This window comes from Jeotgalicoccus sp. S0W5 (genome assembly GCF_011634875.1).
GTDB classification, from domain to species: domain Bacteria; phylum Bacillota; class Bacilli; order Staphylococcales; family Salinicoccaceae; genus Jeotgalicoccus; species Jeotgalicoccus marinus.
This window is the reverse complement of sequence record NZ_SIRQ01000004.1, coordinates 106,091-120,449: the sequence shown is the minus strand read 5'-3', so window position 1 is coordinate 120,449 and position 14,359 is coordinate 106,091. Positions and strand designations below refer to the sequence as shown.

General features: G+C 34.3%; 15 protein-coding genes, 1 tRNA gene and 1 riboswitch. Of the genes, 15 read left to right on the top strand and 1 reads right to left on the bottom strand.

Annotated elements, in window-relative coordinates; genetic code table 11:
* Nucleotides 1-12: 12 nt before the first annotated feature.
* On the top strand, nt 13-1,272 hold the full coding sequence (gene dcm / locus EYB29_RS07075) for a DNA (cytosine-5-)-methyltransferase (protein ID WP_166626979.1): 1,260 nt from the start codon (nt 13-15) through the stop codon (nt 1,270-1,272).
* Nucleotides 1,273-1,346: 74 nt separating this feature from the next.
* On the opposite strand, the gene EYB29_RS07070 is transcribed toward dcm, so the two are convergent.
* Entirely contained in the window at nt 1,347-2,003 is a 657-nt protein-coding gene (locus EYB29_RS07070) for a PDDEXK family nuclease (protein ID WP_166626978.1), read from the bottom strand.
* Between the two features lie 442 nt (nt 2,004-2,445).
* On the opposite strand from EYB29_RS07070, the gene EYB29_RS07065 reads away from it, so the two are divergent.
* The 14 genes from EYB29_RS07065 to EYB29_RS07000 all read left to right on the top strand — a co-directional run bounded on the left by EYB29_RS07065 (nt 2,446) and on the right by EYB29_RS07000 (nt 14,284).
* Nucleotides 2,446-3,237, top strand: a complete 792-nt coding sequence (locus EYB29_RS07065; protein WP_483299985.1) for a transposase — start codon at nt 2,446-2,448, stop codon at nt 3,235-3,237.
* A gap of 334 nt (nt 3,238-3,571) precedes the next feature.
* Nucleotides 3,572-4,750, top strand: a complete 1,179-nt coding sequence (locus tag EYB29_RS07060; RefSeq protein ID WP_166626976.1) for a benzoate/H(+) symporter BenE family transporter — start codon at nt 3,572-3,574, stop codon at nt 4,748-4,750.
* A 25-nt stretch (nt 4,751-4,775) separates the two neighbouring features.
* Complete coding sequence (locus EYB29_RS07055) at nt 4,776-5,342, top strand: glycerol-3-phosphate responsive antiterminator (protein ID WP_166626975.1); 567 nt, start codon at nt 4,776-4,778, stop codon at nt 5,340-5,342.
* Between the two features lie 186 nt (nt 5,343-5,528).
* Nucleotides 5,529-6,209 carry an HAD family hydrolase gene (locus tag EYB29_RS07050; protein ID WP_166626974.1) on the top strand — a complete coding sequence of 227 codons (681 nt, stop codon included), beginning with the start codon at nt 5,529-5,531 and terminating at the stop codon, nt 6,207-6,209.
* Nucleotides 6,210-6,215: 6 nt separating this feature from the next.
* Entirely contained in the window at nt 6,216-7,511 is a 1,296-nt protein-coding gene (locus EYB29_RS07045) for an ABC transporter substrate-binding protein (RefSeq protein WP_166626973.1), read from the top strand.
* A 61-nt stretch (nt 7,512-7,572) separates the two neighbouring features.
* Entirely contained in the window at nt 7,573-8,448 is an 876-nt protein-coding gene (locus tag EYB29_RS07040; protein WP_166626972.1) for a carbohydrate ABC transporter permease, read from the top strand.
* On the top strand, nt 8,438-9,253 hold the full coding sequence (locus EYB29_RS07035) for a carbohydrate ABC transporter permease (RefSeq protein ID WP_166626971.1): 816 nt from the start codon (nt 8,438-8,440) through the stop codon (nt 9,251-9,253). Before EYB29_RS07040 ends, EYB29_RS07035 begins: the two co-directional genes overlap by 11 nt.
* Nucleotides 9,254-9,264: 11 nt before the next feature.
* Nucleotides 9,265-10,344 (top strand): ABC transporter ATP-binding protein, encoded by a 1,080-nt coding sequence (locus tag EYB29_RS07030; RefSeq protein WP_166626970.1) that lies wholly within the window; start codon nt 9,265-9,267, stop codon nt 10,342-10,344.
* Complete coding sequence (locus tag EYB29_RS07025; protein ID WP_166626969.1) at nt 10,344-11,138, top strand: sugar phosphate isomerase/epimerase family protein; 795 nt, start codon at nt 10,344-10,346, stop codon at nt 11,136-11,138. Before EYB29_RS07030 ends, EYB29_RS07025 begins: the two co-directional genes overlap by 1 nt.
* Nucleotides 11,139-11,234: 96 nt before the next feature.
* Nucleotides 11,235-11,305, top strand: a tRNA-Thr gene (locus EYB29_RS07020).
* A 101-nt stretch (nt 11,306-11,406) separates the two neighbouring features.
* Nucleotides 11,407-11,928 (top strand): hypothetical protein, encoded by a 522-nt coding sequence (locus EYB29_RS07015; protein WP_205710600.1) that lies wholly within the window; start codon nt 11,407-11,409, stop codon nt 11,926-11,928.
* A 202-nt stretch (nt 11,929-12,130) separates the two neighbouring features.
* Nucleotides 12,131-12,229: riboswitch (TPP riboswitch) on the top strand.
* An 80-nt stretch (nt 12,230-12,309) separates the two neighbouring features.
* Nucleotides 12,310-12,972, top strand: coding sequence for a thiaminase II (gene tenA, locus EYB29_RS07010; protein ID WP_166626967.1), 663 nt, complete (start codon nt 12,310-12,312; stop codon nt 12,970-12,972).
* A gap of 167 nt (nt 12,973-13,139) precedes the next feature.
* The gene (locus EYB29_RS07005; RefSeq protein WP_026866075.1) at nt 13,140-13,340 is read left to right on the top strand and encodes a hypothetical protein; all 201 of its coding nucleotides are present in this window, start codon (nt 13,140-13,142) and stop codon (nt 13,338-13,340) included.
* A gap of 125 nt (nt 13,341-13,465) precedes the next feature.
* Nucleotides 13,466-14,284 (top strand): metallophosphoesterase, encoded by an 819-nt coding sequence (locus tag EYB29_RS07000; protein ID WP_166626966.1) that lies wholly within the window; start codon nt 13,466-13,468, stop codon nt 14,282-14,284.
* Nucleotides 14,285-14,359 lie beyond the last annotated feature (75 nt).

The window sequence follows — 14,359 nt, the reverse complement described above, 5'->3', positions numbered from 1 at the left end:
AGGAGAATTACTATGCTAAAGGTAGTAGAGGCATTCAGTGGCATAGGAAGCCAAGTAGAGGCTCTAAAGAATATAAAGATAGATTATGAGGTGTCTGCAACAGTAGATTGGGAGATTAGTGCCATATATACATATGATATTTTACATAATGGTAAGCAGAATCTAAAAGATTATAGATTACATCATAAAGAATCTATAGTTGATAAGCTCACTACTTATAACCTAAGTAGTAATGGCAAAGATCCTATAACTAGAAGAGCTATGATGGCAATGCCTACGGTTCAATTAAAATCTCTTCTTGCAGCTATAGAAAGAACAAACAACCTTATAGATATTACTTCAGTAAATGCAGATCAATTGCCTAATGATATCGACGTACTGACGTATTCATTTCCATGTCAAGATTTATCTGTAAGTAGTTTTTGGCATAACAATTTTTCTGGTATTACTAAAGGTGTAGGTAATAGATCGGGTCTATTATGGGAAATAGAGAGATTACTAAAAGATTTTAGTAATAAGAACAAACCATTTCCAAAATTTTTATTAATGGAAAATGTTAGTGCAATACTATCGAGGCATCATATTGACAATTTTAATCTTTGGAAAAAGTTTTTAGAGGATTTAGGGTATTATAATCAAGTTTATACATTAAATTCAAATAAGTTTAATGTTGCACAAGATAGGCAAAGGACATTTATGATAAGTGTTCTTTGTGAAACTCCAATTATTGAGAGTAACGTTGATCATTATTTTAGCTTGAATAATCTAGAAAATGTGGATTTATTAAAAACTAAGAATATTAGTGATTATTTAAGATTAGATTACGATAATAATCAATATCTTCATGAAGCTATTTTAGCAACACCAAATTTTACAGAATCTCGCAAAAAAATAATGGAAAACAATAGAATACTCGCAGTGGATAGATTAGCAAATGAACATTTAAATGCAGCTACGTTAACAACTAAACAAGATAGAAATCCAAACTCAGGAATAATTAAGTTTGAAAAAGAGGTTATAAAAACAGGAAGTCAATACAGAAATTTAACTCCTAGAGAATGTTTCTTATTGATGGGGTTTAAAGAGAATGACTTTGACACAATAATTGAAAATGATTTGGAAGTTTTGTCTGGGAAAAAGTTTCTATCTAATGCAAGACTGTACAAATTGACTGGAAATAGCATAGTAGTTCCTGTTTTAGAAGAAATTTTCAAACAGATTAATCAAATTAATACAGAGATATTAAAACCGACTGTATCTATTCTTCAATGAGATAGTAATTCAGATTATAACTTCTCTCTGAGATGTAACCCCCGTTCAAAATGAATTTGAACGGGCTTTATATTTTAATCAAAAAATTCTTTTACTTGACTATACATATTATCAGAGTTTAACCACCATGCTTGTTTTGTCATGTAATTAGATGTAAGTTCTTCAGATGGTAAGTTGAGAGGTTTGGAACCCTCAACCCAATCAGTTGAAATGGGTTTGTTTATCCATTTTGAAGGTGTAGGCAATTCCATTGTTAGCCTCGGATTATTATAATAACAAGCTGTTGTAGCTGATGGTCTTACATGCAATGCCGATTTTGATTGAATGCCTGGGAGGTTACTATGAACTTCATAAAGTTTACCTGTTTTTGTTGGTTTATTACGCTTCACATACTTCAAGGTCACACCTTTAGAAATAATTGACTTTACTTTTAACCAAGTATCTCTAATCATACCCTCTAAATCTTCATTATTAACTCTCCAAAATTTTACTCCTTTAAAGAATACATCTTTACCGATTTTCTCATATATTACTAGCAAAAATTGTTGTGTGGTAAGATATTCTCTTAGAGAAGAGTATTTCCAAGTTTGATTTAAAATCAGAGAAGATTCTATAGAGCTTTCGCCAGGTATTAAAATCTTAAAGTGTTCTGTAGCTTTTTTATTCTCTGGAATAATTGTTAGAATTTTTGGTTCTGTTGCAAAGTTGAATTTATAGTATAATTTTAACAAAAAGGAGTCTTCTGTATGAAAGCGAACACTGACATGATAAATTAGTGGTTAGCTATATTTTTTACTTTGCAACAGAACCCACGAAAGTACACTTACTAAATTTAGGAAATTAAGATTAAAAGATGTAAATTTATTGGATTTACTTATTAAAAAAACTGTTGAGCTGGCTTTAGAACATAATGTATTGACTAGCCATACATTGATTGTGGACTCTACACATACTGTATCTCGCTTTAAATCAAAGTCTGCGTCAGAGTCTATACAGGAACATGCGAAGTCTTTGAGGAAGGTAATCTACCAGTATGATGAATCAATTAAAACAGAATTTCCTGAGAAACCGACATCAGACCGCTTAGAAGATACTATAGATTACACTCATAACATTATAGATGTGATTAAAAATAAACCACAAATCAATCAGATTCCAGCGATTCAGGAAAAGATGAACCATGTTAAAGAGGTTATTGAAGATATTAGCGATGATAATCACTTTAACGAAGACCCTGATGCACGTAAAGGATATAAAGCGGCAGACCACTCCTTCGTCGGTTATAAAACGCACATTGCGATGTCTGATGAAAGAATCATCACAGCAGCAGTCATTACAACTGGAAATCAGAGTGATACGAAGCAACTTCAGTCACTCATCGAAACAAGTGAAAGAAATGGAACTACAGTAGATCATATAGTTGGAGACAAAGCTTATTCGAGTAAACAAAACCTTATATACGCACAGGAAAGAAATCTACAGTTGATTTCAAGATTACATCCCGTCATTACTCACGGTAAACGTCATTCAGACAAAGAATTTGAATTTAATAAAGACGCAGATATGTTTGTCTGTCCAGCCGGACATTTAGCTATCCACAAAGGGGTTAAGAAACAGAAAGACACTGCCCGGAATGATCAATTAAAATACTTCTTTGGCGTAGAAAAATGTAAGGTATGTCCATTACGTGAAGGGTGTTACAGGGAAGGTGCGAAAACTAAAACCTATTCTGTCAGAATAAAATCTTCAGAACACAGCTCTCAGGAAGCATTTCAGGAAACCGAAGGGTTTAAACGGTTATCCAAAAAGCGATATAAAATTGAAGCGAAAAATAGTGAATTAAAACATCGACACGGGTATAAAAAAGCACACAGCTCGGGTCTATTTGGCATGAATATTCAGGGAGCATCCACAATATTTGTCACTAATATGAAAAGAATAATCAAACTAATTAACGAAAAATAGACAGTAGATCACGCTCATACACATAAAAAGAAGCATTATCAGAATGTTTTTCTGGATAATGCTTCTTTTCTTCACAATTAAATCTTATTGCCATAACATCTTAAAGGTTTTTCAGCAGCCTCGAATAGCATCTGTGTGAGACTACAGGCTCACGCGATGCCTCAAGAATTGCTAACGTTCGGCTTAGTTTTGAGGGTAAAACTTTTGTATCAACCCTGTCATATTATATATGAGAGGGTTGAATTATTTATATATGGTCTTAATATCTCAATATAACTAGACAAAATTTATAGTAGTGATAGCATTATGTTATTAGTAGACAGGAGACTTTTTTATGAAACATAGTATATACAAACCACAAATATTAAATGATATAAACAGAGATAATATTGCAGGTGGTTTGATGACTGGAATGCTAGGTATTATCGGTCCACCCGTTATGGTAATTGAAGCGGCAAATGCGGGTATGATCAGTCATGAACAAACAATCACTTGGTTTTATGGTGTACATATTTTTGGTGCGCTACTTGGACTCATTATGTCCCTTTACTACCGGATGCCTATAGTCGGCGCACACTCTATTACAGGTGTTGCATTTTTAGTCACAGTGACACCATATTTCACTTTTGAAGAGCTTGTCGGTAGTTATATCATTACTGCACTCATCGTCATTTTATTTGGTGTATCAGGGATATTTAAAAAAGTGATGAGCTGGATTCCCCGGGAAATTATTGCTGCGATGTTGGCAGGTATTATTTCATCGTACGTATTTGGAATCATACCTGCAGCTATAGAAATGCCAGCTATAGGTCTGACTACGATTCTAGTGTTTTTTATTTTTAGAAAATGGGATTTAATTATTCCACCAATGTTAGCGGGTGTATTTACAGCGGTGATTATGTATTTTGTCTTGAATCATTTCGATTTTTCGGCGATAGGTACCACTCCGGTTGCTCCTACCTTTACTGTGCCCGAATTTTCTATTTCCGCAATCATTTCAATCACATTGCCTTTAACTTTATTAATACTATCAAATGATGCGACACCTGCCATTGGTGCTTTGGAAAGTAATGGCTATAAAGTCCCAGTCAACAATATTTTGACGGCAAGTGGAATTGCTTCACTTGGTGCCACTATCTTTGGCGGACAATCTGCCAATGTTGGTGGAATGATGACGACTATTGCGTCAGATCATGCCTCAGGAGAAAAATCAAAACGTTACATTTCTTCAGTTATTTCAAGTGTGGTCATGATTATCTTTGCAGTATTCGCTTGGGCATTGGTTCCTTTAATGTTTGATCTACCAGCATCATTGATGGCAATACTGACTGGTTTTGTCTTAATCGGAGTATTTTCTTCAACATTAAAACGGAGTTTTTCCAATCCTAAATATACTATGAGTGTGATTTTTGCTTTTATTATTTCAGCATCAGGCATTACTTACTTTTATATCAGTGCACCAATATGGGCCTTATTAATTGGCACAATCATTGCGAAGTTTATAGAGGATTAGTTAGGACTAAATATGGAGGGAAAAAATGAAAGCAGATAAAAAACTAATCGCTGCAGTATTAAATTTTAAACAATTAGAAAAGGCAATTAAATTTAAGGAAAACTTGAAATGTGTATTTGTTTTATTTGGTAACATTAGTAATTTAGAGCACATAGTCAAGCAGCTCAATGACGAGGACATTCCGTGTTATATTCATTTAGAATATATAGATGGCTTGAAGGTCGATGACTATGCTTTTAAGTATTTAAAGAATAATGTTAAAGCTAAAGGTATAATCACAACGAGGTCCGGTCATATTAAAAGGGCACACAAAGAAAAATTAGAAGTCGTACAAAGGTCATTTATAGTAGATACTAGAATGTTGAACTTAACTTTGGCAGGTTTAGAAAAAAATCAACCTGACTATTTAGAAATCATGCCCGCTCTAGTTTCAGATTTAATTCCTGAAATAAAAAAGCATACAGATATACCAATCATTACAGGTGGCTTAGTCAATTACGATTACGTTTTTGAAAGAGCGCTTGAACATGGTGCAGAAGCTGTCTCCACTTCTAATATTAATATGTGGAAATATATTTCTAACAATTATTAACAAAATAATCAACAAAAATTAATATTCACTAGTTATTATAATTATTGAAAAGTGAATAGCAAATGGTGCGATAGAGAGACCAATATTGACATTCAGTTGAAATGTCAGTATTGGTCTCTCTTATTTTAAGGAGGGAATGATAGGCGCCACACTTTAAAAGTAAATATATATTAAAGGAGAAACTCTGTGACTAGCGACGTATTAGTATTTGACATGGATGGCACATTATATTACTCGGAAGATTTTATCGACACATATATTAATAATTTAACAGTTGTGGAAAGTAAAAGAGCGGAGATGTTGGAGGATTATAAGCAGATTGCTGAGCAATTCTCTATGCCGGATCAAAAAGAATTTTTATACAAAGAAAAAGCGCTTGGTGATGTATGGCAAATCCTCTTTTATATTGCAGATAAATATAATATTTCCGAAGAAGATAATCATCAAGCATTTCTTAAAACAAGAGAAAAAATGATTAATAATCAGGAGATTTCAATCAACTTCGAGCTAATCAATACGATTAAGAATCTAAAGTTACCAAAGGTATTAATGACAAACTCACCGGAAGTGAGTGCGACACCATTTATAGATTATTTAAACCTTAATGGCGACTTTGATATGTATATCTTTGATGCAAAGAAGCCCGTTGAACTTAGGAATCATATAGAAGAAATCGCTAAAAAATTTCCAGGGCATAATATTATTAAAATTGGGGATAACTATCATAATGATATACAAGCATCTGTGGATTCTGGCATCGATTCAATACACATTAATCATTTTAATCAGCAAACAGTACATAATATTACCGTTTATAACCTTGATCAGTTAAACGACTATCTAGTTGAAAAATATATGGAGGTTTAAATTTTTATGAAAAAGAAATACTTATTGTTACTCATGTCACTATTTGTTCTGTCACTTGCAGCTTGTGGAAATAGTGATGAATCAAATGAGGCATCAGCGGAAACCGAAGAGAAAACTGTCATTGAATACTGGCACGTCAATGCAGAAACACAAGGTGGAAATACTGTCGACCAACTCGTCGAGGATTTTAATGCACAGAGCGATAATGTAGAAGTTATCGCGAGATACAATCCAGATATGTATGCAGGATTAATGTCTAATATGCAAGCTGAAGTTGCTTCAGGAAAATCGCCAGCAGTTGTACAAGTTGGGTGGGCATTTTTAGATTACTTCTCTGAGAATTTTGAGTATGTTGAACCTCAGGAAGTGATTGATAATTATCATGATGAAGACAGTACATTTTTAGAAGATAATTTCTTACCTAATATTCTAGAACTTGGTCAAAATACAGAAGGAAATCAAGTCGGTATTCCTTATTCATTAAGTAGCCCAGTTTTATATATCAATAGAGATTTGTTAGAAGAAGCTGGCTTAGATGTTGAAGGCCCAACAACTTGGGAAGAAGTCAGAGAATATTCTGAGGCAATTAATGAAACTACAGGTAAGTATGGTGTCTATATTCAAGAACCAGCAGATTCATGGGGTCAACAAGCAATGGTTGAAAGTAATGGTGCTAACTTTATAGAAGATGGGAAAGCGAGTTTCGCATCTGAAGAAGGTATTGAAGTATTCCAATATTATCAAGACCTTGTCAATGATAATCTAGCGCTACACATTGGATGGGATCAAGGCATTCAGAGTTTTATTGACGGTAATGTCGGCATGCTTTATACGACAATTGCACAGCGTAATAATGTCGAATCAAATTCACAATTTGATGTTGCTGCAATACAGTCACCGACTTGGGAAGGAAAAGAAAAGCGTGTACCAGCAGGTGGAGCGATGTTGTCAATTACAGCACAAGAGGAAGATGAGCAAGCTGCCGCTTGGGAGTTCATGAGATATTTATACAGTGTGGAATCTATTGCCGAGTGGACTAAAGGTACGGGTTATGTGCCACCACGTGAAGGCGTATCGGATAGTGAGGAAGGATTAAAAACATTTTTAGAAGAAAATGAGCTAATGATCCCAGCCATTGAGCAGATGGATGCCATGGTTCCGTGGGCTTCATTCCCAGGAGATTCTGGCTTAGAAGCGGAACAAAAATTATTAGATATGAGAGATATTATCCTAGGCGGAGATGTAGATGTTGAGGAAACAGTATCTAATACAGAAGAAGAAATCAACAATCTTTTAGAATAATTTTAAAGACAGGAGATTGACCATTCAATCTCCTGTAGCTTTAAAATAAGGAGGCTTTTTGGTGAGTAAAAAGTATATAAATATACTACTTTTGGCACCTGCATTATTACTATTAGCTATTTTTACAGTAGGGCCATTAGTTTATACGATTTATTTAAGTTTTTTTGATTGGAACTTAATATCTCCAAATAAAACATATGTAGGCTTAGATAATTATAAGGCACTATTAACAGATCCAACATTTAGAAGAATTATAGTCCAAACCTTCATATATATTTTACTTTTTATTATTCTTAATACAGGACTGACCTACATAATGGCATATATTATCGCTCATTTAATTAAATCAAATAAAGGTATATACAAGGTTGCGATATTTACACCTTCCGTAATTTCTCTAGTTGTTGGCTCCATGTTATTTCTTTGGATTTTGAATCCAGTATCAGGACCGGTCGCCATCGTTTTAGCTTGGTTTGGTTTATCTATACCGAATTGGACAGTAACTGAAGGTATGGTTATTGTCGTTCTGAGTCTAATCGTAGCTTGGAAAGTATTTGGCTATAACTTTATTGTGCTCTATTCAGGAATTGTCGGGATACCAACTGAAATTATTGAAGCAGCTAAGGTGGATAAAATATCTAAATTTAGAATTTTTACAGATATCATCATACCGATGAGTTCAGCAACAGGTTTTTACATATTAATTATGACCATTGTGCAGGGGCTACAATATGTATTTACTCCGATTAGAGTTGTCACACAAGGTGGTCCTAACTACCACAGTAGCAACCTAATATATCACTCCTATCATGAAGCATTTGATCTATTTAATACAGGAGTCTCAGCAGCAAGCTCTGTCATTACTTTAATCATATTTATGTTTCTTCTTGCAATGCAATTCATATTTGTAGAAAGGAATGTATATTATGAAAATTAGACAGTTTATATGGCACATTCTAATCATTATTTTTATAGTGGTTGCCTTATATCCAATTTTATTTGCAGTATCAAACTCTTTTAAACATTTAAATGACGCCTTCGTGTCAACAATTAATTTAATTCCTAATTCATTTACTCTCGAGAATTATCAAGGTTTATATGAAACAATTCCATTGTTTAAGATTACATTGAATACCTTTGTCATTGCGAGCATCATCACTTTTTTCAAAATAGTAACTTCTTTGCTGGCAGCATACGCATTGACATATTTTAATTTTAAATTTAAAAAAGCAACATATTTTTTACTAATCAGTACCATTTTTATTCCTTTTACAGTCACTATGATACCCAACTATTTAATCGTTTCTCATTTTGACCTAATTGACAGTGTATGGGGAGTTATTCTCCCACAATTAGCAGATGCCATAGGAATATTTATGTTAACGCAAGCAATGAGAAACATTCCTAAACCTTTAATTGAGGCAGCTCAAGTAGATAATATCTCTACTTTTAATATTATGAAGGATCATGTATTACCAATTGTCAGACCGGCACTAACTTCAACAGCAATTTGGTTTTTTATCTTGGCGTGGAATGATTATGTCTGGCCCCTTCTAATGCTACGTTCTAGAGATAGTTATACACTGCCACTCGCTTTACAGCTATTTGTAAGTTCAGAGGGTGGGACAAACTTTACGGTAGCTATGGCTTTATCTGTGATAACAATGGCGATTCCATTGATCTTATATTTAATTTTCCAACGTTACATCATAAATACTTTTTCATCTAGCGGAATTAAGTGAGGAGTAAGTTAATGACATCAATTATTTTAAAAAACGTAAACAAAAGTTATGGTGACAATACCGTAATAGATAATTTGAATCTAGAGATTAAAGAAGGGGAGAGAACTATATTTCTTGGCCCTTCTGGATGTGGTAAATCGACTATATTAAGGATGATTGCAGGCCTTGAAAAAATCACTAGTGGTGAAGTATTTCTTGGAGATAGAAATGTAACACATCTAGCATCTGGAGAAAGAAATATTGCTATGGTCTTCCAAAACTATGCCTTATATCCCCATATGAGTGTGGAGAAAAATATTCTCTATGCATTAAAGCGTAATGGAGTATCTAAAACTGATAGAGAAAATCGTTTAGAGAAAGTTTTAGCAATGCTGGAATTAGAACAGTATAGAAAGCGTATGCCTAAAGATCTTTCTGGGGGTCAGAGGCAAAGAGTGGCTTTGGCTAGAGCAACAGTGAAGCAATCAAATTACTTTTTACTAGATGAACCCTTATCAAATCTAGATGCAAAACTAAGAGTAGTGGCTCGTAGAGAGTTATTAAAGCTTCATGAAGAATTTAAACAGACTTTTGTCTATGTGACTCATGACCAAGTTGAAGCGATGGCACTTGGAGATCGTATCGTCGTTTTAAATAAGGGTGAAGTTCAGATGGTAGATACGCCTTATAACGTCTATCATCAACCAAGGAACTTGTTTACAGCTCAGTTCATTGGTTCACCACCAATGAATATTCTTGATGGTTTTGTTAAAGATAAGCAGTTCTGTTTCGATGAACAATCCATAGATATTAGTAGTATCAATGGAGTGGGCAAAGAATTAGAAGGTAAGAAAGTATATCTCGGTATTAGACCGGAAAATATGAAGATTAGTGAAAATGATGATGGGGACATCAAAGGGAAAGTCATTTTTAGAGAAAATTTTGGAGCAGAGGTCGCTCACACCATTCAAATTGGTGCAACAGAAATTATTGTAATGTCTAACACAATCATTAATCAAGACGAGGTGTCGGTTATCGTTAATCGAGAACATGTTCACTTCTTTGATAAAGAAACAGAAACAAACTATAAATATTTGATGGAGGATTTATAATGAATATTTTACTTAGTACAAACGCATTTATTACTACTGGCTTTAAGCCACTAAAAGAATTACTAGTTGATTATGATACATTCGATTTTGGACTTGAACTGTTCCCGAATTTTGAAGATAAAAGATTTAAAGATGAATTAGCCGAAATTAAATCGCTAATCAAAGACAGACCCTTGTCCATGCATGGTCCGTATTTTAAGGTGGAGCATAGTGCAGAGAAAGGTACAGATGCTTATAAATATGCCATAGACCAGATTGAACAAACCTTAGAAATCTGTGAAGACTTAAATATCAAGCATCTTGTTTTTCATCATAATAACAAAAAAATTACTGATGAGAATAAAGCTTCATCAATAGTTGAAAGTCAAAAAAATCTTCATGAATTGGATGACATTTGTAAAGAATCTGATGTTGAAATCCTCGTTGAAAATGCAGGGGTCTATGCTAAAAATAATGTACTATTTGATGAAGAAGAATTTATAAGTATGTGTAAAGAAGAGGGAAATAATCTACTTATCGATATTGGCCACGTTAATGCTAATAACTGGAGTCTTGAAAATATTATTTCTTCTTTAAAGGAGCAAATTACGCATTATCACTTGCATAATAATGTTGAAGGGAGAGATGATCATAATAGAATTCATGATGGTTCATTAGATTTTGAAGACTTTGTTAAATTGTATAATATGTATACACCAGAAGCGGACTTAGTTCTTGAATATAACTATGATCTTGGTAATGATATAAGTGCAATAAAAGAAGATTTGGACTTCTTATATAAAACTTTTAAGTAAGACTTTTAAACAACATGCTGTGTTCTCTTATTTTCTTATAAATAGACTAGAAATAATTTGCCATTTATACTATAGTAAAGTGTATTGATTACTTATGCCGACATAGTTTAATGGTAGAACACAGCCATGGTAAGGCTGCAATACGAGTTCGATTCTCGTTGTCGGCTGTTTCAACCAACTCTACAAGAGTTGGTTTTTTTGTTTAATTATTTGCAAAAGATTGTACTAATCGATAATGTTAAATAAAGAATGAAATTTGGAGGTTATGATGACAACAGTCACTCTACAAGAAGCAATTTTTACTGTAAGTAATCTTAGAACCGAACTCGCTAATGAATATGAGAAATTCAGTACAGAGTACCGAGTGCCTATTTCGGTTAACAATGAAAAAATTGATCATGCAGATAAGCTTTCTAAAGTTAATGAATCACTAGCTAAAGTAAAGCAATTGAGAAATGATTTAGTAACTTTAAAAACAGCAATTCACCACAAAAATTCTACAGCTACAGTGGTTCTTGACGGCACTGAAATAACCGCATCTAGTGCCTTAGAGTCATTGAAAATTGAACGTGGTATCATCAACAATATAAAGAACAATATTACTTTTGGCTATGGTCGTGAACGTGTTAAGACTATATCTGGGGTAGGTATTGTTGAAGAGGGTATCATCAATGAAGATGAGATCAAAGAATATCTGTCAGAACTTGAAACACTCGTTAACAAAAAATCAATCTTAATCGATAAATTTAACAGTACTGAAACGATTGACGTCACACTAACAAGCATATAAGTCATGTATTGGTAGAAAGAGACCTATTTTAAATCGAGAATTTGATGGATTACAATTTACGTTTTATTTATCTGTTACGATTTAAGAATTCGAATCAAACGACTGATGGACAATCATAGTGATGATTATCTCTTTCGATGGAGTTTCCCTCAAAAACTTTTGGGTGTTAAGTTTTGCCTTTTTGCTCACCTACAAATTAAATAATAAAGACTAGGGGTGCACTTTTGTGCTGAGAGATGAACAATCGACCCTTTGAACCTGTAGGTTAGGACCTGCGTTAGGGAAGTCTGTGTCGATAAATTTTGGCGACACCTTTCTAATGGACTCGGACCTCTCAACAGGTTCGGGTTTTTATCTTGTCTGGTCGGAAGGGGAGTTTTAATGTTTACTGAACGTTTATGGACGCGTGTGGAAGGGATTTGGTCTTCTTATTTGGAACATCCTTTTGTTAAAGGTTTAGGGGATGGCTCGCTTGATAATGAGAAGTTTCAGCACTGGTTAAAGCAGGATTACGTCTATCTTGTGGAGTATTCTCGTTTAATGGCGATTGGTGCAGAGAAGGCACCAGATCTAGAGACGATGAACTTGTTTACAGAGTTATTACATGGGACTTTGTTCGGGGAGATGGATTTACACCGATCTTTTTCAAAACGCTTTGGTATATCTGAGGATGAATTGTTGGAGACAGAAGCATCAGCTGTGAATACGGCTTATACATCTTATATGCTAAATCATGCTCAGCGCGGAGATGCTGCTGTTGTAGCTGCATGTTTATTAACTTGTGCTTGGTCTTATAATTTTATTGGCAGTCATTTAAAAGAGCAGTATAACCATGATAAGAATCCATACAAAGAATGGGTAGATATGTATTCTGATGCGGAGTTTACTGCCTTAAATAATAATGCTATGAAACTTATGAATCGCTTGGCCGAAGGGAAGCCTGAACGTGAGCTGAAGGTCTTGGAAGATATTGTTGTAAAGACGAGTAAGTACGAGTATATGTTCTGGGATATGTGTGAGAACAGGGAGACTTGGGATGTCTAGTTTGAGGTGCAGATTTAGCTGAAATGCAGTTATAAAAGATCATAAGTTTTCTAAATTGTTAAGGGTCTGTAAAACATGTGTATTCCATAATTTCTTTGGGGTAAGCTAGGACTAACATCACGATTCAGTCTGAAAACCTATACTACTTTAAGGAGAGGGAATTTATTATGAAGAAACTCTTAACTGTTACATCATTAGTAGGCGTATTGGCACTTGCTGCATGCGGAGGCGGTTCTGAAGAAGAAGGTACAGAGGAAGGTACAGAAACAGAAGAATCTGGTACAGAAGGAACTGAAACAGAGACTGAAGGCACAGAATCAGAAGATACAGAGTCAGAAGATACTGAATCAGATGACGAAGGTGAATAGAACATTTGAATATCGGCCGCTGGTAAAAACCGGTGGCTTTTTTTCTTGATGCGAATTATTAAAATTTTGTAAGGGTATCATATATAATATATATAATTCGACATATTACAGGAGCGAAAAGAAGTATGAAAATTGGTGTGATTTCTGATTTGCATATTGATCGATACAATGATGAAAAACTACAACAGAAGGATTTTACCTTAACCTTGGCAAATGAGGTGAATCGTCAATCACTCGATGTGTTGTTGATAGCGGGCGATATTTCAAATGATCATATGCGGTCTTATCGTTTCATGCAGGCACTGGAACAAATGACAGGCGTTGTGATTTACTTTGTGCCAGGCAACCATGATTTTTGGAATCAATCAGGAGATGATAAGACGACACAGGAGATACATCAATTCTTCAAAAGCACGAAGTATTATAAAGAAGGCGAACCTGTAGATCTAGGTAACGGCTGGGCAATCGTTATGAATGCCGCTTGGTACGACTATACTTACGCAAGTGACCGCTTTTCTAAATCACGTCTAGAAGAACGCAGTTATTACGGTGGAACATGGCAAGATTTAGTACGTGTAGATTGGGGAAAAAGCGATCCAGAGATATCTTTAGAATTTGCAGAAAAAGCTGCACATGATTTGGAAATGATAAAGGATAAGAAAATTATTTTAATGACCCATGTCGCAACACATAAAGCATTTAGAGTTCCCATGCCAAACCGCTTATTTGATTACTACAACGCCTTTATTGGTACGTCAGACTTTGACACATTTTATGGGGACTATGATATTAAATACAGCGTTATGGGGCATATCCACTTTCGACACCAAGTTATTGAAGGTGGCGTTAAATATATTTGTGCATGCCTTGGATACCGTAGAGAATGGCTGACAAAAGATATTGTTCATGAGATACGTGATGCCTTAGAAATTATAGAAATTTAAAAAGACCTCCTGAGTCTTTTTATTTTAAGTTTATTTAATAACTTGTCCGAAAAAATATAAGTGATATGAGAATTC